Here is a 25,230-nt window from a genome sequence, read left to right on the forward strand (position 1 = left end):
TATTCCCCCGCATGTTCAAAGATGAGCTCCCGTAAGGTCGCGAGTGCCCGGCATCGTCGATGCCCAGGAGAACATGATGAAAACCGAGTTTCAGGATCGTTTGGCGGTGATCACCGGCGCCAGTTCCGGCATTGGCCTGGCCTTGTGTGCGGCGCTGTTGCCGCGTGGGGTGAAGGTATTGGCCATGTCGCGGACGGTGGGAGAGTTGCCAACCTTGCAGCAGATCTATGGCGAGCGTTTGCAATGGCTGGCCGGTGATGTGACCTCTGAACTGGATTTGCAGGCGCTGGCGCGACGTGCAGCGGCGCTGGGACCGGTGGATTACCTGGTGCCGAATGCGGGCATTGCCGAGATGGCCGACAGTCTCGATTTGTCTGCCTTTGAGCGTCAGTGGGCAGTGAACGGGGCGGGTGCGCTGAATACGTTGGCGGCGTTGCGCGGTGAACTGGCGAGCCCGGCGTCGGTGGTGTTCGTTGGCAGTTTTCTCACCGGCTCGAGCTTCCCCGGCTTGGCCGCCTGCATCGCCAGCAAGGCCGCACTGGCAGCGCAGGCGCGTACTTTGGCGGTGGAGTTTGCCCCTTGTGATGTGCGCATCAACCTGGTTTCACCAGGCCCGACCGCCACCCCGATGTGGGACAACCTTGGCCTGAGCGACGGCGAGCTCGACAATGTCGCCGATCACCTGGGCAAGCGCTTGCTGCCCGGGCATTTCCTCGATGCCGCTGCGGTGGCCAACGTGATCGTCTTCCAGCTCTCCCAAGGCGCACGCGGTGTGTACGGCCAGGATTGGCGGGTGGACCACGGTTATACCCTGGCCTGACACATCCCCAACGAACACCACCTCCCTGTGGGAGCGGGCTTGCTCGCGAAGGCGGTGTGTCAGACGACGAATATATTGACTGACACGACGCCTTCGCGGGCAAGCCCGCTCCCACAGTGGGGTTGTGTGGTTTATGAATTGTGGACTAATGCGAAGTCCCTTCGGCAAACTCGATCTTGTTGCCCACGTTGTATTTGCCCGACGGTTTGTTCATCGGGATGCGTTTGATTTCCTTGAGGGTGTTGCTGTCGTAGACGATCAGTGCGCCGTCGGTGGCCCAGATGCTCAACAGCAGGTGGCGGCCGTCGCGGGTGAATTCGACGTGGGCGGCGGTCTTGCCGGGCATCGGGCGCAGGGTGTGGGCGATTTTCAGGGTCTGTTTGTCGATCAGGTGGATCGCATCGTTGTCCGGCCCGAAGAACACATCGGTCCAGGCATACCGTGAGTTGACGTGACTGCGCATGAAGAAACCCGGCCCCAGCGTCGGGATTTCCTTGATCAGTTTCCAGGTCTTGAAGTCGATCACCGAGATCAGCCCCTTGCTGATGTTCGGCGTGGCGAACACCCACTCACCCTTACGCTTCCAGTACGTTCCGGAACCCAGGTGTGGCATGCCCGGCAGCGGGATGTCGGTGACCACCTTGCCGCTGTCCAGGTCGATCACCTGGCCACCCTTGGCCTTGCGCGAGGTGGCCAGCAGTTGCTTGTAGTCGGGTGAGAAGGAGAAGTCGTCGAGCATGTCCTCGGCCGGAATCCGCCGGGGTTCGAAATCGGGTGTGCCGGCGGTGGAGATTTCCCAGGCTTCTTTCACGTCCTTGAGCGCAACGATGAAGCTGTCCCGTGGCGGCGCGGTATAGACCGCGCTGACCCGCGAAGCCGTGCCATCCTGGCCTATCGTGGGAAGGGTCTTGACCGGCGACAGGTCCCGGGCATCGAGCACGACCAGGCTGCCTGGCAGATAGTTGCCCACCAGCACCCAGCGGCCGTCCTTGCTCACCGCCAGGTTGCGCGTATTGAGCCCGGCGCGGATCTCGGCAATCAGCTTCAGGTTGTTCAGGTCATACAGGCTGACCCAGCCATCGCGTGATGCCACGTAGACAAAACGACCATCAGGGGAAAACTTTGGTCCGCCATGCACGGCAAAGTGCGAGGTGAACCGGGCCAGCACGTTCAAACGATCGCCATCGAGGATGTTGATGTGGTGATCGCCGGCTTCCACCACCACGAACAGGTTCAGTGGGTCGGCGCCGTGCTGCGGTGTGCTGGGCAGTTGCTTGATATCGGTGACGATGATGTGGCTGTTGCGAATGTCGTCATCGGTCCACACCGGCGGGGTGGCGGGTGGCTGTTGCAGAAAGTCCGCCAAGGCGTCGATCTGCGCCGGGTTGAACACCGTGTTGAAGGCGGCCATCTGGCTGGCTGGGCGTCCGTTGCTGATCACCTTGCGGATCTCATCCGGCTTGATCCGGCTCAGGCTCTCCGGCAGCAACGCAGGCCCGGTGCCGCCAAACCGGGTGGCGCCGTGGCAGCTCTGGCAATGTTGCTGGTAGTTGCTGGCGGCCTCGGCCAGTGCGGCGGGCGTCGAGGCTGCGTGTGCCTGCGCGGCGCCGACAAGCAGCAGGGGAACGAGCAGCGCACCTTTCATAGCGCCACCTTACGGCGCTGCACGGCCTGTATCGGATAAAAACGCGCCGGGTGCTCCATGGGTTGCGTCGCGAACAGGTCGACGACCTTGCCGATCACGGTCAGCGTCGGAACCCCGGGCGGGCACTCCAGCGCCAGGGTCGGCAGTTGGTGCAGCGTGCCACGGACGACATGCTGATCGGGGCGCGAGCCATTGCTGATCAACGCCGCCGGCGTGTCGGCCGCGAGCCCGGCTTCGATCAGCTTGCGTGCGATGATGCCCAGGTTCGACAGCCCCATGTAAAACACCAGGGTCTGGCTGTCGTCGGCCAGGTCGTGCCACGGCAGATTCAAGTCGCCATCGTTGTGCAGGTGACCGGTGATGAAACGGCAGGAGTTGACCAGGTCACGATGGGTCAGGGGGATGCCGGCATAAGCGCTGCAACCGGAAGCGGCGGTAATGCCGGGCACGACCTGGCAATCGACGTTGCGCGCCAGCAGGTATTCCAGCTCTTCGGCACCCCGCCCGAAAATGAACGGATCGCCGCCCTTGAGCCGCACCACACGCTGGCCCTGGTCGGCCAGATCCACCAGCAACTGGTTGATCTGCTCCTGGGGCAAACTGTGGCAACCACTGGCCTTGCCAACGTAATGCCGGGCGCAGGTCAGCGGGATCAGCGTCAGCAGTTCCGGGCTGATCAGGCGGTCGTAGACCACGGCGTCGGCCTGCATCAACAGGCTCCAGGCGCGCAGGGTCAGCAGGCGCGGATCGCCGGGGCCGGCACCGACCAGGGCGACTTCGCCCGGTCTGAACAGGGACTCGAGTGTTGCCGGTAGAGCGATCGATAAAGGCATGGAACGTCCTTGGTGCTTCATCAGGTTGATCGGCCCCAGCCTTTTTAGGTGGTTGGCCGAACGGGCAATCAATGGGTGATGCAGGCAATCGTGTTGATCGGCGGCAGGCCGATTTCTTCATCGCTGAGGTGGCAACCGGGGTCCTGGCCCCAGAGGTCACCCTCGGCCCAGGCGCGGGTGCGGGTGTTGCCGTTGCAGATGGCCAGCCAGCGGCAATGGGCGCAGCGGCCGCCGACCTTGCGTGGGTGCACGCGCAATTGCTGCAACAAGGCGTCGGGTTGATCCAGCCACAAGGTTCGAAATGGCGTGCGCCGCACATTGCCCACCGAGTGCTGCCACCAGTAGGTGTCCGGGTGCACTTCGCCGGTGTTGTCGATGTTGGCGATGCCGCTGCCTGAGGCATTGCCGCCCCAGTCGAGCAGCATGCGTTCCAGGCGTGGAGCGTGCCGAGGCAGATGCTGCTGCACCCATTGCAGCATCAGGACGGCATCGGCGTCGTTGTTGCCGCTGACAAAATCGCTGTCCAGGCCTTGCTGGATGTCGGCCCAGGCTCGCTCGAAAATCAGCGTCATGGCTTCGCGGCTCATTTGTTGCCGTGCATCGAGCTTGCGGCTGCGTTTGCCACGACCGCTGTAGTTGAGGTGCGAGAGGTAGAATTTCTGCACGTCGTATTCGCGCATCAGCTCCAGCAGTTGCGGCAGTTGCGCGTGGTTTTCCTGGGTGAGGGTGGTGCGCAGGCCCACGCGAATGCCTTGCTCGCGGCACAACTGGATGCCGCGCATGGAACTGGCAAAGCTGCCCTTGAGTTGGCGGAATTCGTCGTGGGTGGCCTCCAGGCCATCGATACTGATCCCGACATAATCGAATTGCGCCGCGCGGATGTGCGCGATGTTGTCTTCGTTGATCAACGTGCCGTTGGTGGACAGCGCGACAAAGAACCCCTTGGACCGGGCGTAGGCGCTCAGCACGAAGAGGTCATGGCGCAACAGCGGTTCGCCGCCGGACAGGATCAGCACCTTGACCCCGGCCTCGTGCAGGTCATCGATCACGGACATCGCCGTGGTGGTGTCCAGTTCGTCGCGAAACACACTGTCGGCCGAGGTGGCGTAACAGTGTTTGCAGGTCAGGTTGCAACGCCTGAGCAAATTCCAGATCACCACCGGTGCGCGATGGCTGCCCGGAGGGCGGGTCCTGGGGGCGGGCGCGGCGTCGGCCAGCGCTCGAAGGTATTGGCTGATCCTCAACATACGGCTCTCCTTGAGTCGGCGTGCGTTCAGTTTGAAGGCAGGCGCAGCCCGGTTTTTTTCAGGATGCGGCTGCTGACCAGCATCTCATCGGCGGCGCAGGCATCGCCCAGCAGGTAGCGCAGGTGTTCGCGGTAGCTGTCGATTTCCTCGCTGCTGCGCCCATGCACCATGGCAAACAGGTTGTAGGGCCAGTCGGTGCGCCGTGGTCGGCGATAGCAGTGGCTGACGAAGGGCTGCGCGCCGATCAGCGCACCGAGGCGCGGCATGTCGGCGTCGCGCACGTCCCAGACGGTCATGCCGTTGAAGCGATAGCCCAGTCGGTAGTGGTTGGGCACGGCGGCGATGCGTCGGATGGCGCCCTCGGCCTGCAAGCGCTTGAGCAGGTCCAGGGTCGATTCGACGCTCAGGTCCATTTGCTCGGCGAGCCAGGCCCAGGGGTCCTCGACCAGCGGCAGGCCGGCCTGGGTCAATTCGATCAGGCGCTGTGCGAGGGTGTTCTCAGACCGGGAAATACAGACCGACATGGTAAGTCTCCTCTTTGGGCAGGTTGAGCAAGGGCAGGCCGGTCAGTGTCTCGATGTGCTGCAGGGTGTCGTTCAGGCGTTGTTCGGTGGCGCAGCCGAGGACGAACCACATGTTCCACTCGTGTTCGCGGCGATAGTTGTGCGCCACTTCCGGCAGGGCATGGAGTTGCGCCGCCACGTCGTCGAAACACTCTTCGGGCACCGCCAGCGCGGCCAGGGTGAAGGCACCGCCCAGTCGCTCGATGTCGAACATCGGGCCGAAGCGGGTGAGCACGCCGTCTTCGAGCAGCAGGTGCAGGCGGTCCAGCAGTTCGATGTCGCTACTGTCCAGTTCGGCGGCCAGCACTTTCCAGGGATGGCGTACCAGGGGCAGGCCCAGTTGCAGGCGATTGATCAATCGACGGTCGAGGTCATCCATGGGCGCAGGCTCGCGGTGTCGACGGGGCAAAACGCCCGCCGCATTGCTTGAAGGCGTGAGTGCTGAACAACAGTTGATGGGGCAGGTCACTCAGCAGATGCTCGGCCAGCAACGCCTTGATGTGCGCCTCGACCCGATCACGTTGGCGGCCGTGGACCATGCAGAACAGGTTGTAGCGCCATTGCGGCAGGCGTCGCGGACGTTGATAGCAGAGGCTGACGTCAGGCGCTTGCCCCAAGCGCTTGCCGACTTCGTCGATCAAGGCGTCGGGCACATCGAGCACCAGCATGGCGTTGGCGGTGAACCCCAGGGCGCGATGGTTGAGCACCAGGCCGATCCGGCGGAACAACCCCTGCTCATGCCACTCGCGCATTTGCCCGAGCACCTGGTGTTCGTCGGCGTCGATCCGTTCGGCGAGCTCCTGATAAGGCCGCGAGACGCGGGGCAGGCCGCCTTCCAGATGCCGTCGCAGGGCCGTGGCCTGTCTGGGGTTCAAACTGCTTTGCATGGGCTGTCTCCCAGGGCGAATCCGAGGTCGATGCGGTAGGCCGTGAGCATGGGCAGGTCCAGCGGGGCAAGGCCGGTGTCGTGCTCCAGTTCTTCGAGTACGCGCTCGATGTGCTGGCGGTCGGGGCCGGTCAACACGAACCACAGGTTGTAGTGATGCTCGCGCGCGTAATTGTGATTGACCTCCGGATACTGACTGACGCGCTCGGCCACCTGGTGCAGGCGTTCGGTGGGCACGGCGAGGGCCGCGAGGGTGCTGGCACCGGCGCGACTGTGTTCGAACACCGGGCCGATGCGCGACAGGGCGCCGGCCAGTTCCAGGCGTTGCAGGCAAGCCATCACCTGCGCTTCGGTGCAACCGAGCACCTGGGCCATCTCCCGGTAGGGTTCGGCGCACAACGGCATCCCGTGCTGATAGCGATCGATCAGTTGGCGGCTGAGCAGGTCGAGGTCCATTTCAATAACCCATTTTTTGTGCGCGGCTGCTGAAGAAAATGCCGCTCGGCGCAGTGGCGGGGAGGGTGCTCAGTGGCTTGAGGCTGTAAGGGTCCCAGACCTGTACCTCGTCGCCGTCACGCACGGACAACCACAACTGGTCGCCGCGCGAGGTGAATTCCATGTGCAGTACCCCCGGTCCAGGACGTAGGTCGGCGACCACCTGGTGGGTTTCGGTGTCGATCACCTGGACCTTGTCGTTGTCGGGGTAGGCGAAGTTGACCCACAGTTGACGTCCGTCCGGGCGCGAGGTGACGAACACCGGTTGGCCGGCCACGGGAATCGCGGCGGTCTGTTTCCAGGTGCGGGCGTCCATCACCAGCACTTGATGCCGACCGACTGCCGGCACGAATGCCTGGTTGTCGGCAACGGCCCAGCCTTCCAGGTGGGGCATCTTGTACACCGGCAGTTTTTCCTGTCCGCGTCCGTAGTCGCCAAGCACGCGTTTCACGCCGCGTTCGGGGTGCCAGAGGTCGAGCTGGGCCATGCCGTCTTCTCCGAACAGGCCGGCCATGTAGTAGCGACCGTCCGGCGTGATCAGCGCGTCATAGGGTTGTTGGCCGATGCCGGGGTAACGGGTGATTTCAGGTGTGTTGCCCTGGCTGAAGTCGGCGACCCAGATCTCGCCGGTATCGAACAGGCTGAACACGAAACGCTGACCGGGGGCGTCCACCAGGCCGACTGTGCGCGAGCGCTTGCTGCCGTCGGCCAACGGTGTGGCGGGGATGTCGGCCACTTGCTCCAGGGTGCGTGCATCGAACACCTTGACCCCGCCGGGCACGTAGTTGGACACGGCGATCAATTTGCCGTCCTGGCTGATGGCACCGCCGATGGCGTTGCCGCCCTGGATCACGCGATGGTCGATGCGTTGGGTCAAGAGGTCGATCTTGCTCAACCCGCCATCGCGACCGAACACGTAGGCATAGCGCTGGTCACGCGAGTACACCACCGATGCATGGGACAGGTCGCCCAGGCCCTCGATTCGGGAGAGCGCGGTGCGAGTGTCGCTTTCGATAATCTGCACGCTGCCGGTGGCGCGCTCGACCACCACACCGAGATCGCCGGTGCCACGCAACGGTGTTTGGGTGCAGCCGGACAGCAACACGCCGATGGCGGCTGCAAGCACAGTGGAGCGGATCATGGTGCGGGGTATCCCTGCAGAAGAAGGTCGACCAGCCAGCCGATGTCATCGGGGCCGAGCAACGGGGCCCAGCCAGGCATGGCGGTGCCAGGCCGGCCGTGGGTGACGGTGGCAATCAGGCTGTCCCTGGATTTGCCGGCCAGGGCTGTGCGAGTCAGCTCGGGCCCAAGCCCGCCGGTCATGTGCAGGCCATGGCAGGCGCCGCAATCCTGGACCAGCAGGTGTTCGAGTTTCGCCTGACGCTGGGCGTCAGGCGACGCAACCGAGATTGCGCAAAAGAGGAGGAGGGCCGCCAGGACGACGATGTGTCGGTAGATGCTCATGACGCCCTCCTTGTTGGTTATTTGAGGCTCAGTACCCAGTTCGCCAGGATCTTGGCTTCTTCATCCGTCACCGGGTTGGCCGGCATCGGCATGGCCCCCCAGTTACCCTGGGTGCCGTTCTTGATGTGGCTGGCCAGGGTGTCGGCGGCGCCGGCGACTCCAGCGTTTTTCTTCGCCACATCCTTGAGTGCCGGACCGACCAGTTTGGCGTCGATCGAGTGGCAGGCTGCGCACGGTTTGGCCTTGAACAGTGTCGGTCCGTCTTCGGCCATGACCGGTTGCACGCTGAGTGCGGCAGTCAGGGCGAGCAGTGAAAACAATGTATTTTTCATGGTGTTTCCTTGTATTGATGAAGCTCAATAGATGTCGTGTTGGGTGTTGTAAACGTTGAATTTGCCAGTTGGCGTGATGAGGCGCTTGTCCTTGATCACTGTTTTGAGCTTCAGCGTTTTGTCGTCGATCACGACCAGTGCGGACTCATCCGACTGACCACTCCACACGGAGAACCAGACCTCGTCGCCAGCCTTGTTGTATTCCGGTTGCACGACGCGCATGGCGCCTTCCTTGATGCCTGCGTATTCGGCGATGGGCAGCACGGTGTAGCCGGCGTCGAGCTTGTCGATGTTGAACACCGCCACGGACTGGCTGATCTTGGCGTCCGGGTTGAGGGTGGTGTCGACATACAGGTGACGGGAGTTGGGGTGGGTCTTGATGAACAGCGAACCACCGCCCTGGCCCTTGAGCGAGGCCACTTGTTTCCAGGCGTATTGCGGATGTTTGGCCGGGTCGGTGCCGATCAGCGAAATGCCTTCGTCACCCAGGTGGCTGGTGGCCCAGACCGGTCCGTAGGTGGGGTGATTGAAGTTGGCGCCACGACCCGGGTGCGGGATCTTGCCCACGTCCACCAGGGACGTCAGCTTGCGATCCTTGGAGTCGATCACGGCCACCTTGTTGGAGTTGTTCGCAGCGGTCATGAAGTAGCGGTGCGAGCTGTCCCAACCACCGTCATGCAGGAACGGCGCGGCGTCAATGTAGGTGATGTTGAGATTCTTGATGTCTTCGTAATTGACCAGCATGACCTTGCCGGTTTCCTTGACGTTAACGATGAACTCAGGCCATTCGTGGGAGGCGATGATCGCCGCGACCCGAGGTTCGGGGTGGTATTCCTGCTTGTCGACGGTCATGCCGCGAGTCGAGACGATCTGTTTCGGCTCCAGGGTTTCGCCGTCCATGATGGTGAACTGTGGCGGCCAGTAGGAACCGGCAATGGTGTATTTGTCCTCGTAGCCCTTGAACTTGGAGGTCTCCACCGAGCGTGCTTCGATACCGACCTTGACTTCGGCCACCTTGGTGGGCTCGGCCGGCCACAGGTCGATCATGTCGATGCGGGCATCGCGGCCGATCACCAGCAGGTAGCGACCGGAAGCGGAAATCCGCGAGATGTGCACCGCGTAACCGGTCTCGATCAGCTTGACGATTTTCTTGGTGTCGCCGTCGATCAGGGCGATCTTGCCGTCATCGCGCAGGGTCACCGAGAACAGGTTCGGCAGGTTGAGTTTACTCAGCTGTTTCTTCGGACGATCCTCAGGCTTGACCAGGACTTTCCAGGTTTTCAGCGTCTCGGCCATGCCCCATTCCGGCGGGGTAGGCGGCGTGTGCTGGACGAACTTGGCCATGGAGGTGATCTGCTCCTTGGTCAGTGCATTGGAGGTGCCCCAGTTCGGCATGCCTGCGGGCGAGCCGTAAGTGATCAGGGCTTCCAGGTAGGCCTGGCCACGGGATGTGGTGATGTCCGGTGTCAGCGGTTTACCGGTAGCACCCTTGCGCAGTACGCCGTGGCAACCGGCGCAGCGCTGGAAGTAGATTTCCTTGGACGAGTCGAACTCGGCCTGGCTCATGTCCGGCGCCCCGGCGCTGGTCACCATGGCCGCCTTGACGGGTGCGGAGGCTGCCTCGCCGGCCCCGACGGCGTGACTCATGGCAAGTGTTGAAAACAGTGTGGCGGCAGTCACAGCTAACGTTTTTCTATTACTGATCAGCATTCCATTTCTCCTCAGGCTGGACCTCTTCTATGTGCCCAGACGACAGCACAGGACGCAGGTTCTTAGTGCGCTGCAAGGCTATGCCGGAGCGCGGTAAAGGCTGCTTGACGGTGATCAAGTTTGCCGGCCATGGCGCTTGCCAAGTTGTCGCAGGGGCTCGTAGCGTGTGACCCAAATCCGCTGTTAATTCAGGTGCTTCATGGACCTCAGCCACTCACGCGACATCAATCCCGAACCCTTCTACCAGCCCCTGAACAACGAGCAGGTGCTGTTCGAACAGGCCTGGCACCACGGCATGCCGGTGCTGATCAAAGGCCCGACCGGTTGCGGCAAGACGCGCTTCGTCCAGCACATGGCGCACCGCTTGAACCTGCCGCTGTACACGGTGGCCTGTCATGACGATTTGAGTGCCGCTGACCTGATCGGTCGGCACCTGATTGGCGCCCAGGGGACCTGGTGGCAGGACGGCCCGCTGACCCGCGCGGTGCGCGAAGGCGGCATCTGCTACCTGGACGAAGTGGTCGAGGCGCGGCAGGACACGGCGGTGGTGTTGCACCCGCTGGCCGATGACCGTCGCGAACTGTTCCTGGACCGCACCGGCGAAGTGCTGAAGGCACCGCCGTCGTTCATGCTGGTGGTGTCCTACAACCCGGGTTACCAGACCCTGCTCAAGGGCATGAAACCCAGTACCCGCCAGCGCTTTGTGGCGATGCGTTTCGATTACCCGCCGGTGGCCGAGGAAGAGCGCATCGTCGCTCGCGAGGCGCAGGTGGACAGCGCGTTGGCGGCGCAGGTGGTGAAGTTGGGACAGGCGCTGCGCCGGCTCGATCAGCATGACCTGGAAGAAGTGGCCTCGACCCGGCTGCTGATTTTCACTGCACGCATGATCCGCTCCGGCATGAGCCCGCGCGAGGCGTGCATGGCCTGCCTGGCCGAGCCCTTGAGCGATGATCCGCTGACCGTCGCGGCGCTGATGGGCGTGGTCGATGTCCATTTCGGCTGACGCTTCTCGCGTATCGCCCGGCCACTTGCCGGGCGATCTGGCGATGTGGTTTTTCATCCTCGCCGAGCTGTCGGTGTTCGCGCTGCTGATCCTGGCGTTCGCCGTGACCCAGGCGATCAAGCCGCAATTGTTCGCCGACAGCCGCGCCTTGCTCGACACCTCCACCGGCCTGGCGATGACCCTCAGCCTGCTCACGGCAGGGTTGTTCGCCGCGCTGGCCCAGGAGCAGGTACGTCACTCGCAGCCGCGTCGAGGTGCGCTCCTGCTGCTGGCGGCGCTGCTCGCTGCCAGCGTGTATGTGGTGTTGAAACTCACCGAGTACCGGCACCTTCTGGCCAACGGGCTGGGCATGGAGCACAACACGTTTTTCACCCTGTACTGGATCCTCACGGGATTTCATTTCGTCCACGTGCTGCTGGGCATGTTCATCCTTGCCTGGTTGGCCCTGCGCTGCCGCCGTGGCCTGTACAGCGCCGACAATCGCGGTGGTTTCGAATCCGGCGTGCTGTATTGGCACATGGTCGACCTGATCTGGGTGGTGTTGTTTCCGCTGGTCTACGTACTGAACTGAGGCGAGGGCTTATGTCGGCTTCCCGATTGCTGTGGATGTGCTGGGCTGCGCTGGCGACATTAAGCGTGTGCACGGTCGTGCTCGCACATTCCGGCGCCACCGCGTGGTTGTCGATCACCATCCTGCTGGTTGCGGTGGCCAAGGCCTGGCTGATCACCGAAGGCTTCATGGAGCTGCGCCGCGCCCCACGCCTGTGGCGCCGCCTGATGCTCGCCTGGGCCCTAATTCTGGCCGCACTCATCGCGCTGACGCTTTTAGCTTGAGGCTTGCAGCTTGAAACTTGCAGCTGCCTTAATCCATCTGCTTTTCTTGATTGCCATCAAGCGGTTTTAAGCCCCTCGGTTCCTATCATGGACTCGCCAAGCAATGAGGAAGCGACCATGTCAGAGACCTTCACCAAGGGCATGGCCAGGAATATCTACTTCGGGGGAAGCGTGTTCTTCTTCCTGATATTCCTGGCCTTGACCTACCACACAGAACAGACCTTTCCGGAGCGCAGTAACGTCGAGCAGTTAACCGAGTCGGTGATACGCGGCAAGACAGTCTGGGAGCAAAACAACTGCATCGGCTGCCATACGCTGCTGGGCGAGGGCGCTTACTTCGCGCCTGAGCTGGGCAACGTGTTCCAGCGTCGCGGCGGCGAGGAAGGCTTCAAGCCGTTCCTGCAGGCGTGGATGAAAATGCAGCCGTTGGGCGTACCCGGTCGGCGGGCGATGCCTCAGTTCCACCTCAAGGAGCAGGAGGTCAACGACCTCTCCGAGTTCCTCAAGTGGAGCTCGAAGATCAATACCAACAACTGGCCGCCAAACAAGGAGGGTTGAGAGATGAGTATTTCTAATCCGCATCTGAAATTCGCCTCGCAAGCCGTGGCCAAGCCGTACTTCGTGTTCGCCCTGATGCTGTTCCTCGGCCAGGTGCTGTTCGGTTTGATCATGGGCTTGCAATACGTGATCGGCGACTTCCTGTTCCCGGTCATTCCGTTCAACGTGGCGCGGATGGTTCACACCAACCTGCTGATCGTGTGGCTGCTGTTTGGCTTCATGGGCGCGGCCTACTACCTGATTCCCGAGGAGGCGGACCGCGAGCTGCACAGTCCGAAACTGGCGATCCTGCTGTTCTGGGTGTTCGCCGCAGCGGGTGTGCTGACCATCCTCGGTTACCTGCTGGTGCCGTACGCTGGCCTCGCCAAACTGACGCACAACGAGTTGCTGCCGACCATGGGGCGTGAGTTCCTGGAGCAGCCGACCATCACCAAGATGGGCATTGTGGTCGTCTGCCTGGGCTTTCTCTACAACATCGGCATGACCCTGCTCAAAGGTCGCAAGACCACTGTCAGCATGGTGATGATGACCGGGTTGATCGGCCTTGCGGTGTTCTTCCTGTTCTCCTTCTACAACCCCGATAACCTGGCCCGTGACAAGTTCTACTGGTGGTGGGTGGTGCATCTGTGGGTGGAAGGCGTCTGGGAACTGATCATGGGTTCGATGCTGGCCTTCGTCCTGATCAAGATCACCGGTGTCGACCGCGAAGTCGTGGAGAAATGGCTGTACGTGATCATCGCCATGGCGCTGATTACCGGGATCATCGGTACCGGTCACCACTTCTTCTGGATTGGTGCCCCCGAGGTCTGGCTGTGGGTGGGCTCGATCTTCTCCGCCATGGAACCGCTGCCGTTCCTGGCCATGGTGATGTTCGCCTTCAGCATGGTGAAAAAACGTCGTCGGCAGCACCCTAACCGTGCGGCTACCCTGTGGGCCAAGGGCACCACCGTCACCGCGTTCTTCGGGGCGGGCGTCTGGGGGTTCCTGCACACCCTGGCACCGGTCAACTACTACACCCACGGTACGCAATTGACGGCGGCCCACGGTCACCTGGCCTTCTACGGCGCCTACGCCATGATCGTCATGACCCTGATCAGCTACGCCATGCCACGCTTGCGCGGCTTGGGTGAAGCGGCAGACGAGCGTTCGCAGACCCTCGAAGTCTGGGGCTTCTGGCTGATGACCCTGTCGATGGTGGCGATTACGCTGTTCCTCACCGCCGCGGGTGCCGTGCAGGTCTACCTGCAACGCTGGCAGGCTGATGGCCTGGCCATGCCGTTCATGGCCACGGTCGATCACCTTCAAGTGCTGTTCTGGGCTCGCCTGGCTTCGGGTGTGGCGTTCCTCGGCGGCTTGGTCTGCTACCTGTGCAGCTTCCGCCAGCGTGGTCGCGCCGCGTTGCGGGCTCCCGCACCGGTAGTCCCTTCATGAGTGCAAGTAACGGCTAGAAAAGGTCGGCCCGGCTGGTACAGCGGGCCGTTTTTTGGTTTCAGAAAGGGCGAATTCAATGGCCTTTACCGTCGAACTGGAAGAGTGGGTCGGCAGTGTCTGGCACCGTTTCATCACCCGTCGCGCCAGCCCTGATTTTCCCGATGCGCGGGTTGAGCTGATCAGCCAGCAACGTCCGTTGGCGTTGTTGTTCCGTGCCATGGGCGGCGCCAGCGGCATCGGTGTGGAAGCGGCCAGCGAACGTGACCTGCTGCTGCGGCGTAATGTGTTGCAGCAGATCGCCGGCACCTGCAAGCAAGTGCCATTGGCCTGGTGTGACGACACCACGCTGCGTCTGCCGCCGAGCCTGGCGGTGTTTCCCGAAGTCTCCCTGAACCAGGAACTGTACCGCTGGCTCGCGTTGCTGGCCGCGCAGGCCGGGCCGATGCGGCACTGGGGGCGGGATAATCAGCGCTGGACCCAGCAGTTGTTGCAACGCTTCCCGGCGTTGCGCGCCCGCTACAAGCGCCTGGTGGACGCGCACCTGCAACTGCGCCCCGATCCTGGCTCATTGAGTCGCAGTGAGGCGGCGCTGGAGCGGACGTTGTGTCAGGCGCTGCGTGAGCCTGGCAGTGTCGAGCATTTCCCGCGCAGCGAACGGGCGGCCTGGCCGCTGCCGCTGTGGCTGTATCCGCCGCAAAACCTGTCGACGCCGCAGAAGGCCGACCTGGGTGAGGAATCCGAAGAATCATTGACCACCGCACCCGGCGAACAGAAGAGCGGGCGCAAGCGCGCCAAACGCATCGACGACAGCACCCGCGATGGCGGTTTCCTGGTGGTGCGCCTCGAGAACCTGTTCAGCTGGAGTGAACACGTCGACCTGGATCGCTGGGAGGACGACAGCGAAGACGAGGACGCCTCCAAGGTGGCTGATGATCTGGATGAATTGACCCTGTCGCGCACACGTCTGCGCAAGGGCGGCGGTCTCAAGCTGCACCTGGATTTGCCACCCGCCGACGTTGACGATATGCCGCTGGGCGAGGGCATCAAGTTGCCGGAATGGGACTACCGCAAGCAGCAAATGCAGGACAGCTTCGTCAACCTGCAAATGATGGTGCCTCGTGACTGTGAGGCACTGCCGCTGCCGCAACGGCTCAAGGCTTCGGCCCATCGTCTGCGGCGCCAGTTCGAGCACCTGCGCAATGATCGGCAGTGGTTGCGCCAGCAGGCGCAAGGTTCGGAGCTCGACATGCAAGCATGGCTGGATTTTCACGTCGAGCGCGCGCATGGGCAGAGCGCCGAGCGAGGACTGTTCATGGAGCAACGGCGAACACGGCGGGATCTGGCTTGCCTGTTGCTGGCGGATCTGTCGATGTCCACCGATGCGCATTTGAACAATGAGCATCGGGTGATTGATGTGGTGCGCGACAGTTTGCTGTTGTTCGGCGAAACCCTGTCGGGGTTGGGTGATGATTTTGCCTTGTATGGGTTTTCGTCATTACGCCGACAGCAGGTACGCATGCAGGAGTTGAAGTCGTTCGGCCAACGTTACGATGACAACACCCGTGGGCGGATCCAGGGCCTTAAACCCGGTTATTACACGCGCATGGGCGCCGCCATTCGTCACGCCACCCACCTGTTGGGGCAGAGCAAGCGACGCAGCAAGTTGTTGTTGCTGGTCACCGATGGAAAACCCAACGACCTGGACCTGTACGAAGGACGCTACGGCGTGGAAGACACCCGCGAGGCGGTCATGGAAGCACGGCGCCAGGGCCTGATCCCGTTCTGCATCACCATCGATCGCGAGGCCGAGGAATACCTGCCCTACATGTTCGGCGCCAATGGCTACACTCTGATCCGCCAGCCCGAGCAACTGCCGCTGCGGTTGCCGCAGTTGTATCGGCAGTTGACACAACGGTAGGCATGGGCGGGTGGAGCCCCGCCTGAATGAAGACAAGGCCGCGCCTTGATGAGCGATCTTACAAAACACGCCCCTGAGCCACGCGCCATCGCCTGACCAGGGGCGCCATTCACTTAATGGTCGGCCAGGCGATCCCGGGTGCTCACGCCATCCACCAGACGCAGGATGCCCAGTGGATTGGCATTCTTCAGCGGGTCGGGGAGCAGGCTGTCCGGGTAGTTCTGGAAGCAGATCGGGCGCAGGAAGCGATTGATCGACAACGTGCCCACGGACGTACCGCGAGCATCCGAGGTGGCCGGGTAGGGGCCGCCATGGACCATCGCGTCGCAGACTTCGACACCGGTCGGGTATCCATTCAGCAGGAGGCGACCGGCCTTGAGTTCCAGCAACGGAACCAGATCGCCGAAGACCTCCAGATCCGCCGGTTCGGCGATCAGGGTGGCCGTCAGTTGGCCCTGCAAACCTTGCAGTGCCTGCTGCAGTTGCTGTCGATCCTTCACCGCAACGACGACGATGACCGGGCCGAACACTTCGTGCTGGAGCAGTTCGTTGCCCTCGATCAACAGCGCGGCGTCCGCTTCGTAGAGTTGTGGATGTGCCTGGCCGCCTTCCTGTGGGCGTCCCGCAAGGTGCTGGATCTGCGGATGATCATGCAGGCGCGTCAAGCCGTCCGAGTAATTGCACAGCCCACCGGCATTGAGCATGGTTTGCGCAGGGTGAGCATTGACCTGTTGGACCAGGTCGTCCAGGAATGCCTCGAATTCGGGTGAGCGTATGCCGATGACCATGCCGGGTTTGGTGCAGAACTGCCCCGCACCCTGAACCACCGAAGCGCTCAACTGCGCAGCCACTTCGGCGCCCCGGACCTTCAAAGCCTCGGGCAATACCAGCACGGGGTTGACGCTCGACATCTCGGCGAAAACCGGAATCGGTTCCGGCCGCGCCGCTGCCATGTCGCACAGCGCTCGACCGCCCCTGAGCGAACCGGTGAAACCGACCGCCTTGATCGCCGGGTGCTGCACCAGCCAGGCACCGACGGTGCCACCGTAGATCATGTTGAAGACGCCCGCCGGCATGGCTGTACGTTCGGCGGCGCGAATGATCGCCAGGGCGACCCATTCAGCAGTGGCCATGTGACCCGGGTGCGCCTTGAAAACCACCGGGCAACCGGCCGCGAGCGCTGCGGCGGTATCGCCGCCGGCGGTAGAGAAGGCGAGCGGAAAGTTGCTGGCGCCGAATACGGCCACCGGGCCGAGCCCGATGTGGTATTGGCGCAAGTCAGGGCGTGGCAGGGGCTGGCGATCGGGCAGGGCGCGGTCGATGCGTGCCCCGTAGAAATCCCCGCGCTTGAGCACCTGGGCAAACAGCCTCATCTGGCCGCTGGTGCGAGCCCGCTCACCCTGGATGCGCGCGGCCGGCAACGCCGTTTCGCGGCACACCGTGGTGATGAACTCGTCGCCCAGAGCATCGAGCTCATCGGCGATGGCTTCAAGAAACAAGGCGCGTCGGGCAGCAGGCTGCGTGCGGTAGGCCGGGTAAGCCGCCGCGGCGGCCTGAGCGGCGGCGTTGACTTCTTCCTGTGTGGCTTCGATGTAGAAGCCAGGCAGTTCTTCACCCGTGCTGGCGTCAAAGCTTTGCAGGCGATTTTGCCCCGCCGCGCTGCGCTGGCCGTTGATGAAGTTGTGTCCGTTGTGTTCGTTCATGGATAGGCTCCCAAGGGTCAACATGGCTGGATGGCGGCGTCGATCAACCCGCGACTGTGCAGATTGTCGAGCAGGGCACGATAACCCATCTGCCATGCAGGCGCGCGATCGCTGGTCGTCACCCGGTTCACCAGTGTGCCGAGCTTGGAACTGCTGATGGCCACCACGTCACCCGGCTTGTGGGTGAAGCCACCTCCGGGCAGATCCCGGTCTTGCTTGGGGGCGAACAGCGTGCCGAGGAACAGCACGAAGCCATCGGGGTATTGATGGTTTTCATTGAGCGTTTGAGCCACCAGATCCGTCGGATCGCGGCTGATCTGATTCATGGAGCTGCTGCCATCGAGGACAAAACCATCCTCGCCGACGACGCGCAGGGCGACTTCCGCCGAGCGCACGTCGTCGATGCCGAAGGTTTCGTCGAACAGGCGGATAAACGGGCCCAGGGAGGTCGATGCGTTGTTGTCCTTGGCCTTGGACAACAGCAGGGCGCTGCGGCCCTCGAAGTCTCGCAGGTTGACGTCATTGCCCAGCGTAGCGCCCTGGATCCTGCCTTTGCTGGAGACGGCCAATACCACTTCCGGTTCAGGGTTGTTCCAGCTGGATTTGGGATGGATGCCGATGTCCGACCCGTAGCCTACTGCCGACAGAGGTTGCGCCTTGGTGAAGATCTCGGCGTCAGGTCCGATGCCCACTTCCAGGTATTGCGACCACATGCCCTGGCTGATCAACACTTCCTTGAGGGCAGCGGCCTGGGCGGAGCCCGGCACGATGTCACCCAGGTCGGCGCCGATGCTTTCCACCAATATTGCCCGAATGCTGTCGGCCTTGGCCGGGTCACCCTTGGCCTGCTCTTCGACCACGCGTTCGAGCATGCTGGTGGCAAAGGTCACCCCGGCGGCCTTGACGGCTTGCAGGTCGATGGGCGCCAGTAGCCACGGTCGGGCTTCGTCACGGGTGGCGGCGTCGCTGTTGCGCAGCAACTCATCAAAGCTGATCAGCGCCTGCTCCAGTGGCAGGCTGCGCAGGTAGGCAACGGGCTCATCGAGTTCAAGCAACGCCGACACGGTCGCGACCCGGGCACTGATGTCATAGACCTGATGATCCTTGAGCAGCACGACCGCAGGGCCGGCCGTGGCGCCGGGGATCCACACACGGCTGATCCAGGTGCCTTGGGCCAGATCCTGCGCGTGCACATTCAAGTCCGATAATGCGGTTGCAACAATTGTTTGAGACATGGAAAACACCTCGGCGCAAAGGGCGGATCAATGGGAGTGACGTGGATTGCCGCTGCGCGCGATGACGCGCAAGTGCAAGGTCGCGGGTTCCAGGCAACCGCCCGTTGACAGTTGGCCCACCTGCTGGCGATAGATTTCCTGCCAGGGTGTCTGCGAGGCCGGGATGGTGGGTTTGAAGGCCGCCTGGCGACGGGCCATTTCGCTTTCATCGACCAACAGGTCCACTCGACGCGCATTGAGGTCGATGCGCAGGCGGTCGTTGGTTTCCAGCAAACCGATCCCGCCGCCAACCGCCGCTTCAGGCGACATGTTGAGGATCGACGGACTGGCGGAGGTACCGCTCTGGCGACCGTCACCCAGGCACGGCAGCGAGTCGATACCGCGTTTGATCAGCTCGGCCGGTGGGGCCATGTTGACCACCTCGGCGCTGCCCGGGTAACCCACGGTGCCACAGCCACGAATGACCAGGATGCAGCGCTCGTCAATGTCCAGTGCCGGGTCGTTGATGCGCGCGTGGTAGTCCTCCGGACCTTCGAACACGATGGCGCGGGCTTCGAAACTGTTCTCCGCGCCAGGCTCGGACAGATACGTCTTGCGGAAGGCTTCGCCGACCACCGACATTTTCATGATGGCGCTGTCGAAGAAGTTACCGCTCAATACGATAAACCCGGCCCGCTGGATCAAGGGGTCTTCAAACGAATGGATGACGTCTTTATCGCTCGCGGCGCTGTGGCTGACGATCTCGCCGATGGTTTTACCCGAGACCGTGGCGCAGTCTTCGTGCAGGCGACCGGCGTTTTTCAGTTCGTGCATCACCGCCGGAACGCCGCCAGCGCGGTGGAACCCCTCGCCGAGGTATTTGCCGGCGGGCATGCAATTGACCAGCAGCGGCACGTCTTCGCCGATGCGTTGCCAATCCTGCAAGCTGAGATCGATGCCGGTGTGCCGCGCGATGGCGATCAGGTGCGGCGGGCAGTTGGTCGAGGCGCCCAGCGCCGAAGCGACGGCAATCGCGTTCTCGAACGCTTCGCGGGTCATGATGCTCGAAGGACGAATATCCTGGCGCACCATGTCGACGATGCGGCGGCCCGTGGCGTAGGCCATCTGGCCGCGCTCACGATAGGCCGCCGGAATGCTCGCGCAGCCGGGCAGTGACATGCCCAGGGCTTCGGCTAGCGCGTTCATCGACAGGGCCGTGCCCATGGTGTTGCAGTGACCAATCGAAGGGGAGGCCGCCGTGGTCATCTCCATGAAGCCTTCGTAATCGATCTCGCCACTGGCCAGCAGATTGCGCGCATGCCACAACACGGTGCCCGAACCGATCAACTGGCCCTTGTGGTGGCCGTCCAGCATCGGCCCGCCGGACAACACGATTGCCGGAATATCGACCGTCGCCGCCGCCATGAGACAGGCCGGGGTGGTCTTGTCACAGCCGGTGGTCAGCACAACGCCATCGAGCGGGAAGCCGTGCAGGATTTCCACCAGACCCAGATACGCCAGGTTGCGATCCAGGGCCGCGGTGGGGCGTCGTGTCTGCTCGGCCATCGGATGCACGGGGAACTCCATCGGAATGCCACCGGCATCACGAATGCCTGCCTTGGTTCGCTGCGAGAGTTCCAGGTGATGGCGGTTGCACGGCGCCAGGTCGCTGCCGGTCTGGGCGATGCCAATGATGGGGCGGCCTGATTGCAACTCCTCGCGCGTCATGCCGTAGTTCATGAACCGTTCCACGTAGAGCGCGGTCATGTCGGCGTGGCTCGGATCGTCAAACCATTGTTGGCTGCGAAGGGGCAGAGGAGTGTTTTCAGACATTTTTTTATCTCTTGTTAGGCGTCGATCGACGAAAAGCGAACCACCGCGAGAAGCGACAAGACTGACGGGTTGCACAGCGTCTGCCGGAGTTCGAATGACTTGATGTTACCGGTAACATTTTTATTTTGTAAAGGCCCAATATCGATATTCGACCGGGTGGCCGATGCGGTATCAAGCAGCAGAGGTCGGGTGAGTACCGCCCATGTATAATCGGCCGGCATCCGTGTTGGCGGCGTTGATTTTCAGGCACTGCCCGGTCTTTTTCAGGAAAACAGGACGTTCATGAGTTTCGAGGATTCAGGCAAAACCACCACGCCGCCGCGCATGGCCGACGTTGCCAAACTGGCCGGTGTATCGAAGATGACGGTCTCCCGTGTTCTGGCGGGTCGAGACGTGTCAGAGCGCACGCAGAAGCTCGTTCTGGACGCCATCGAAAGCCTCGGTTACCTGCCTGATGCCTCCGCCGGGACCTTGTCCACCGGGCGCTCGGAATTCATCGTCGCCCTGGTGCCGTCACTGGCGAGTTCGAACTTTGCCGATACCGTGCGCGGCCTCAACGACGCCGTCAGCGGGCATGGCCTGTGCCTGCTCCTGGGCGACACCGATTACCACCTGGAACAAGAGGCGTTGCTGGTGCGCACGCTGCTGCGCCATCGCCCCGTCGGTGTGATGTTGACCGGCAGCGCGCACCTGGATGAAACCCGCAAGCTGTTGCGCCAGGCGCAAGTGCCTGTCGTTGAGACCTGGGACATTCCCGATGACCCCATCGAGCAATCGGTGGGCTTTTCCAACGTTGCCGCCGCCGCCGCGCTGTACGAGCACCTGTATCAGCAGGGTTATCGGCGCATCGGCTACATCGGCGGCGCGTCCGTGCTCGACCACCGTGGTCAGCAACGACAGCAGGGCTACCTCCAGGCAGTGCAGGCGCTGGGGGCAGGGGAGCCGAGGGTGATGGAGTATGGCGAGTCGCCGATCACCATGAGCCACGGTGGTGAGTCGGTGAAACGGTTGCTGGAGAAGTGGCCGGACACTGACGCGGTCATGTGCGTGAGTGACCTGTCCGCGTTCGGCGCCATCATGCAGTGCCATCGTCAGGGGCTGCGTGTGCCGGACGACGTCGCCATCGCCGGTTTCGGTGATTTCGAGGTGTCGCGTTATTGCACGCCGACCATCACCACGGTCTCCGTGGACCCTTACCGGATTGGTCGCCGCGCCGGGGAACTGCTGGCGAACAGTGCCAACGCCCAGCGGCTCGGACAGCCGCGACCAAGACAATCCGAAGTGGTCGAATTCAAGATCCTCGCCCGCGAAAGCACCTGAAATTTTTAGTCGGGCCTGCTTGCTTTGCTCGGAAACTCGTTGTTAAATTAAAAATGTTACCGGTAACAGCCTATCTTGCAGAGTCCTTTTCTCCCTCCGGATTGCCTCAGACGGTCCGAGGAACTCAAGGTCGCAAGCCAAAACAAAAACAATCGGCATGACGACATGCCTTGAGGTTTACACATGGAATCAGTATCTCAGCGCTCTCTCGACGGAGAGGGCTCGGCGGCGCTTACCTCCGAGGACCGCACCTACCGAAAAGTCATCCTGCGTATCCTGCCGATCCTGCTGTTTTGCTACATGGCGGCATACCTGGATCGGGTCAACATCGGCTTTGCCAAGCTGGACATGCTCAACGACCTGCAATTCAGCAACACCGTCTACGCCTTGGGCGCGAGCATCTTCTTCTGGGGTTATTTCCTCTTCGAAGTGCCGAGCAACCTGTTTCTCCATCGTTTCGGCGCGCGCCTCTGGATCGCCCGGATCATGATCAGTTGGAGCATTGTCTCCATGGCGGTCGCCTTCACGGTGCCGCTGGCCAAGTTCTTCCATATCGAATCGGAAACCATGTTCTACGTGCTGCGCTTTTTGCTCGGCATCTGTGAAGCCGGTTTCTTCCCGGGCGTGATTCTCTACCTCAACTACTGGTTCCCCACCCACCGTCAAAGCCGCGTCATGGCAGGCTTCCTGATGGCGATGCCCATCAGCCTGACCCTGGGCGGGATTCTGTCCGGTTGGTTGATGCAGTCCATGCAAGGCGTGCACGGCATGGCGGGCTGGCAGTGGATGCTGATCATCGAAGGCATTCCTTCGTTGATCATGGCCGTGGTCGTCGTGACGTTGCTGGTGGACAAGATCGACAACGCCAAGTGGCTGACGACGGCGGAGAAAAACGTCCTCAAGAACAACCTCGAGCGCGACAACACCACCAAGGCTTCCAGTCTTCGTGATGTGATCTTCAACGGCCGCGTATGGTTGCTGGTGGCGATCCTGCTGACGTTCAACACGGGCTTCTATGGCTTGGCGTTCTGGATGCCGACGATCATCAAGTCGACCGGTATCTCCAACACCCTGCACATCGGTCTGTTGACGGCGATTCCTTACGCCACCGCCATCGTGGCCATGACCCTCAATGCCTGGCACTCCAACAAAACCGGTGAACGTCGATACCACGCGGCCATCCCGGCATTCATCGGCGGCATCGGCCTGATTTGCAGCGCCATCTTCGCCCATAACCTGCCGGTGTCGATCTTCTTCCTGAGCGTCGCTGCCTCTGGGTTGCTGAGCCTGATGCCGATTTTCTGGACCCTGCCGGGTACTGTTCTCTCGGGCGTAGCCGCGGCGGCGGGCATTGGCATGATCAACGCCATCGGTAACCTCTCCGGGTTCACCGGCTCCATGATCACCGCCATGGCCGAGACACTCACGGGCGACATCAACAATGGCACCTATGTGCTGGGTGGATGCCTGCTGGTGAGCTGCGTGCTGATCATGCTGATTCCCAAGTCGATGTTGGCCAAGGACAGCAAGGGCTGATTGGCCGTCCACTGCGCCAACCCCGTTTCGTGGACGGGGTTGGCGCCGTGGTGGTCAGGCGGGCAGGTGTGGCGAGAGCGTCAATGGAACGGGGGGCTTGCCAAGCAACGTGCACAAGGCGTCAATGACAAGCTGATGATCCTGGCGATCTGGTAGACCCGATACCGTCACACTGCCGATCACCCCCGCGCCCCGTACCGTGATCGGAAACCCTCCGCCGAAGTTGGCGTAGTCGCTGGGCGATAGCTGATAACGCTCCGTGATGTTCTTGCCCTCCAGCTTCAACTGGTGAGCGATCCGGTAGGAACTGCACAGAAACCTGCGGACCGTGTTGGTTTTGCGTCTCACCCAGTCGTGGTTATCGGCGGTGATGCCGGGCGTGGCGGCCAGAAACAACGCACGGTCAAAAAGCCTCACATCGATCAGTAGCGGCCAGCGCTGGGCAGTGGCCCGGTTGTACAGCAACGAGCCGAGTTGCCAGGCCGTGCTTTCGTCGAAGGCTTCGAACTGAAGTTCCTCCTCCTGTCGAATCAATATTGCCAGGTCTTCTTGAAGATCCATGTCGAGCTCTTTTGGTGTGGTCAGGGAAACGACAAGGCCGGCGCCCGGCCTACAGGCATTTCTGCAAATGGGTTGACGTGACCGCAGCCGATTGTGGCGTGCGTGTCTGGCGCATCAGTGCAGGGCCGAACAGGGCCAGTGGGATCATCAGCAGCAACGGGAAATAAAGCAGCTTGTCGATACCGAATGTACTCACGACATAGGCGATGGCCGCCGGGCCCAGGAGCATGCCGGAGTAGCCAATGCAGTTGACGATACCGATATTTCGGCCGGCGTTGGCCGGGTCCTTGCGACCGGCGCTCGACAGCATGAGCGGCGCGATGCAGGCAAGACCAAGACCGAACAGGGCGAAACCGACCAAACCCGCCAGATGGGTATGGAACACGACGGTTACCAGCAGTCCGCAAATCGCCACCACCGAGCTGATCAATACCATTCGAGCAGGGCCGACCCAGGCCGCGAACCGATCACCGAACAGACGCGCGAGAAACTCAGCGCCGGTGAACACCGAGACGGCGATACCAGCACTTGACGCTGTCGCGCCGAGCACGCGCCGCCCATATTCCTGGCCCCAATCAGCCACCGTCCCTTCGCCGACCATGCTGCCGAGCAACAGCACGCCAAACCCGATCATCAGCAAAATAACGGCGTTCGACGAACGCTTGGTCACGCCGGCGCTTGCAGCCGTCAGGGTCTCGACATGCGGGACCACTTCATGTTTGTCCAGCATGAAATAACCCACAGCGGCACCCCCGAGAATCGTGAGTCCACCCAGGATCGCAAAGGGTACGGCAGCGCTCTCGGTGAATCGGGCCGCAAACAGGCTGCCGACCATGCCCAGCAGGAAGCCGCCCAGTGCGTAGGCCGCGTGGAACGACGTCATGATCGAGCGCTGATAGAAGCGCTCTACCTGCACCCCATGAGTGTTGAACGCGGTATCGGTGGCCCCGCGCAACAACCCCAGAAGCACGCCGAAGAACAGCGCGAAATTGAAGTCGGTGGTGAAGCCCAGTGGAATGATCGAAAGGGGATAGGCAATCGCGGTTGCCAGGATCACTCGCTTGGCGCCGAATCGGTCGAGGAAAAGGCCCACCAGGAAAGACCCGGCGGCGCTGCCCACGCCGATGCCGAAGGCGATCATGCCGAAACTGGCATCGCCCAGGTCGCCGTTCAGGCCCATGTGATGACGAAAAGCGGAAACACCCGTGGACCAGATATACAGCATGGCTCCGATCATCATGAAGCCTGCGAAGGTTGCAATCCTGGCCCTGCGAATTCGTGGTGTGACGAGGCTGTTGTCGATTTTGTTCATGTTTTAACAAAT

General features: G+C 62.2%; 25 protein-coding genes. 9 read left to right on the forward strand and 16 right to left on the reverse strand.

Going from position 1 to position 25,230, the window contains the following annotated elements:
* Positions 1–76: 76 nt before the first annotated feature.
* Positions 77–820 carry an SDR family oxidoreductase gene (locus AB4O36_RS09495; protein ID WP_010466089.1) on the forward strand — a complete coding sequence of 248 codons (744 nt, stop codon included), beginning with the start codon at positions 77–79 and terminating at the stop codon, positions 818–820.
* 145 nt (positions 821–965) lie between these two features.
* Here AB4O36_RS09495 and AB4O36_RS09500 read toward each other — a convergent pair whose 3' ends face one another.
* The 11 genes from AB4O36_RS09500 to nirS all read right to left on the reverse strand — a co-directional run bounded on the left by AB4O36_RS09500 (position 966) and on the right by nirS (position 9,932).
* Positions 966–2,465 carry a cytochrome D1 domain-containing protein gene (locus AB4O36_RS09500; protein ID WP_460141574.1) on the reverse strand — a complete coding sequence of 500 codons (1,500 nt, stop codon included), beginning with the start codon at positions 2,463–2,465 and terminating at the stop codon, positions 966–968.
* A complete protein-coding gene (gene cobA / locus AB4O36_RS09505; RefSeq protein WP_460124010.1) occupies positions 2,462–3,298 on the reverse strand; it encodes a uroporphyrinogen-III C-methyltransferase in 837 nt (278 codons plus the stop codon). Before cobA ends, AB4O36_RS09500 begins: the two co-directional genes overlap by 4 nt.
* A 68-nt stretch (positions 3,299–3,366) precedes the next feature.
* Complete coding sequence (gene nirJ, locus AB4O36_RS09510; protein WP_460124013.1) at positions 3,367–4,545, reverse strand: heme d1 biosynthesis radical SAM protein NirJ; 1,179 nt, start codon at positions 4,543–4,545, stop codon at positions 3,367–3,369.
* Between the two features lie 26 nt (positions 4,546–4,571).
* Complete coding sequence (gene ahbB / locus AB4O36_RS09515) at positions 4,572–5,069, reverse strand: siroheme decarboxylase subunit beta (RefSeq protein ID WP_010466081.1); 498 nt, start codon at positions 5,067–5,069, stop codon at positions 4,572–4,574.
* Positions 5,044–5,487 carry an Lrp/AsnC family transcriptional regulator gene (locus AB4O36_RS09520; protein ID WP_010466079.1) on the reverse strand — a complete coding sequence of 148 codons (444 nt, stop codon included), beginning with the start codon at positions 5,485–5,487 and terminating at the stop codon, positions 5,044–5,046. The genes ahbB (AB4O36_RS09515) and AB4O36_RS09520 overlap by 26 nt, the downstream gene beginning before the upstream one ends.
* Positions 5,480–5,995: a siroheme decarboxylase subunit beta gene (gene ahbB / locus AB4O36_RS09525; RefSeq protein ID WP_010466077.1), complete on the reverse strand. Its 516-nt coding sequence runs from the start codon at positions 5,993–5,995 to the stop codon at positions 5,480–5,482. Before ahbB (AB4O36_RS09525) ends, AB4O36_RS09520 begins: the two co-directional genes overlap by 8 nt.
* A complete protein-coding gene (locus tag AB4O36_RS09530) occupies positions 5,980–6,450 on the reverse strand; it encodes an Lrp/AsnC family transcriptional regulator (protein WP_010466075.1) in 471 nt (156 codons plus the stop codon). Before AB4O36_RS09530 ends, ahbB (AB4O36_RS09525) begins: the two co-directional genes overlap by 16 nt.
* Before the next feature lies 1 nt (position 6,451).
* The gene (locus AB4O36_RS09535) at positions 6,452–7,630 is read right to left on the reverse strand and encodes a cytochrome D1 domain-containing protein (RefSeq protein WP_460124017.1); all 1,179 of its coding nucleotides are present in this window, start codon (positions 7,628–7,630) and stop codon (positions 6,452–6,454) included.
* Complete coding sequence (locus tag AB4O36_RS09540; RefSeq protein WP_460141575.1) at positions 7,627–7,953, reverse strand: c-type cytochrome; 327 nt, start codon at positions 7,951–7,953, stop codon at positions 7,627–7,629. Before AB4O36_RS09540 ends, AB4O36_RS09535 begins: the two co-directional genes overlap by 4 nt.
* A 17-nt stretch (positions 7,954–7,970) precedes the next feature.
* On the reverse strand, positions 7,971–8,285 hold the full coding sequence (locus AB4O36_RS09545; protein WP_010466069.1) for a c-type cytochrome: 315 nt from the start codon (positions 8,283–8,285) through the stop codon (positions 7,971–7,973).
* 24 nt (positions 8,286–8,309) lie between these two features.
* Positions 8,310–9,932, reverse strand: coding sequence for a nitrite reductase (gene nirS, locus AB4O36_RS09550; protein WP_460141576.1), 1,623 nt, complete (start codon positions 9,930–9,932; stop codon positions 8,310–8,312).
* Positions 9,933–10,194: 262 nt separating this feature from the next.
* On the opposite strand from nirS, the gene AB4O36_RS09555 reads away from it, so the two are divergent.
* The 6 genes from AB4O36_RS09555 (at position 10,195) to AB4O36_RS09580 (ending at position 15,739) form a co-directional block, all read left to right on the forward strand.
* A complete protein-coding gene (locus AB4O36_RS09555; protein WP_460141577.1) occupies positions 10,195–10,998 on the forward strand; it encodes an AAA family ATPase in 804 nt (267 codons plus the stop codon).
* Positions 10,982–11,569, forward strand: coding sequence for a cytochrome c oxidase subunit 3 (locus tag AB4O36_RS09560; protein WP_460124028.1), 588 nt, complete (start codon positions 10,982–10,984; stop codon positions 11,567–11,569). The genes AB4O36_RS09555 and AB4O36_RS09560 overlap by 17 nt, the downstream gene beginning before the upstream one ends.
* Positions 11,570–11,580: 11 nt before the next feature.
* Positions 11,581–11,832, forward strand: a complete 252-nt coding sequence (locus AB4O36_RS09565) for a cytochrome C oxidase subunit IV family protein (RefSeq protein WP_460124031.1) — start codon at positions 11,581–11,583, stop codon at positions 11,830–11,832.
* Positions 11,833–11,949: 117 nt separating this feature from the next.
* The gene (locus tag AB4O36_RS09570; RefSeq protein ID WP_460124034.1) at positions 11,950–12,390 is read left to right on the forward strand and encodes a c-type cytochrome; all 441 of its coding nucleotides are present in this window, start codon (positions 11,950–11,952) and stop codon (positions 12,388–12,390) included.
* A gap of 3 nt (positions 12,391–12,393) precedes the next feature.
* On the forward strand, positions 12,394–13,821 hold the full coding sequence (locus AB4O36_RS09575) for a cbb3-type cytochrome c oxidase subunit I (RefSeq protein WP_460124036.1): 1,428 nt from the start codon (positions 12,394–12,396) through the stop codon (positions 13,819–13,821).
* A gap of 76 nt (positions 13,822–13,897) precedes the next feature.
* Positions 13,898–15,739 (forward strand): VWA domain-containing protein, encoded by a 1,842-nt coding sequence (locus AB4O36_RS09580; RefSeq protein WP_460141578.1) that lies wholly within the window; start codon positions 13,898–13,900, stop codon positions 15,737–15,739.
* A 113-nt stretch (positions 15,740–15,852) separates the two neighbouring features.
* On the opposite strand, the gene AB4O36_RS09585 is transcribed toward AB4O36_RS09580, so the two are convergent.
* Genes AB4O36_RS09585 through AB4O36_RS09595 form a run of 3 tightly spaced genes read right to left on the reverse strand, consistent with a single transcriptional unit; the run spans position 15,853 to position 20,489 of the window.
* Entirely contained in the window at positions 15,853–17,442 is a 1,590-nt protein-coding gene (locus AB4O36_RS09585; protein WP_460141579.1) for an aldehyde dehydrogenase (NADP(+)), read from the reverse strand.
* A 17-nt stretch (positions 17,443–17,459) separates the two neighbouring features.
* Complete coding sequence (locus tag AB4O36_RS09590) at positions 17,460–18,677, reverse strand: fumarylacetoacetate hydrolase family protein (RefSeq protein WP_460141580.1); 1,218 nt, start codon at positions 18,675–18,677, stop codon at positions 17,460–17,462.
* A 27-nt stretch (positions 18,678–18,704) separates the two neighbouring features.
* Complete coding sequence (locus AB4O36_RS09595) at positions 18,705–20,489, reverse strand: IlvD/Edd family dehydratase (protein WP_460124047.1); 1,785 nt, start codon at positions 20,487–20,489, stop codon at positions 18,705–18,707.
* Positions 20,490–20,771: 282 nt separating this feature from the next.
* Between AB4O36_RS09595 and AB4O36_RS09600 the strand changes: the two genes are divergently transcribed.
* Positions 20,772–21,809 carry a LacI family DNA-binding transcriptional regulator gene (locus AB4O36_RS09600; protein ID WP_460124049.1) on the forward strand — a complete coding sequence of 346 codons (1,038 nt, stop codon included), beginning with the start codon at positions 20,772–20,774 and terminating at the stop codon, positions 21,807–21,809.
* A gap of 183 nt (positions 21,810–21,992) precedes the next feature.
* Positions 21,993–23,345 (forward strand): MFS transporter, encoded by a 1,353-nt coding sequence (locus AB4O36_RS09605; protein ID WP_460124052.1) that lies wholly within the window; start codon positions 21,993–21,995, stop codon positions 23,343–23,345.
* Between the two features lie 54 nt (positions 23,346–23,399).
* On the opposite strand, the gene AB4O36_RS09610 is transcribed toward AB4O36_RS09605, so the two are convergent.
* Together AB4O36_RS09610 and AB4O36_RS09615 are read right to left on the reverse strand one after the other, a co-directional pair.
* On the reverse strand, positions 23,400–23,906 hold the full coding sequence (locus AB4O36_RS09610; RefSeq protein WP_460141581.1) for a heme-degrading domain-containing protein: 507 nt from the start codon (positions 23,904–23,906) through the stop codon (positions 23,400–23,402).
* A gap of 49 nt (positions 23,907–23,955) precedes the next feature.
* Positions 23,956–25,218 carry an MFS transporter gene (locus AB4O36_RS09615; protein WP_460124058.1) on the reverse strand — a complete coding sequence of 421 codons (1,263 nt, stop codon included), beginning with the start codon at positions 25,216–25,218 and terminating at the stop codon, positions 23,956–23,958.
* Between the last annotated feature and the right edge of the window lie 12 nt (positions 25,219–25,230).

This window comes from Pseudomonas sp. S2_E01 (genome assembly GCF_054668365.1).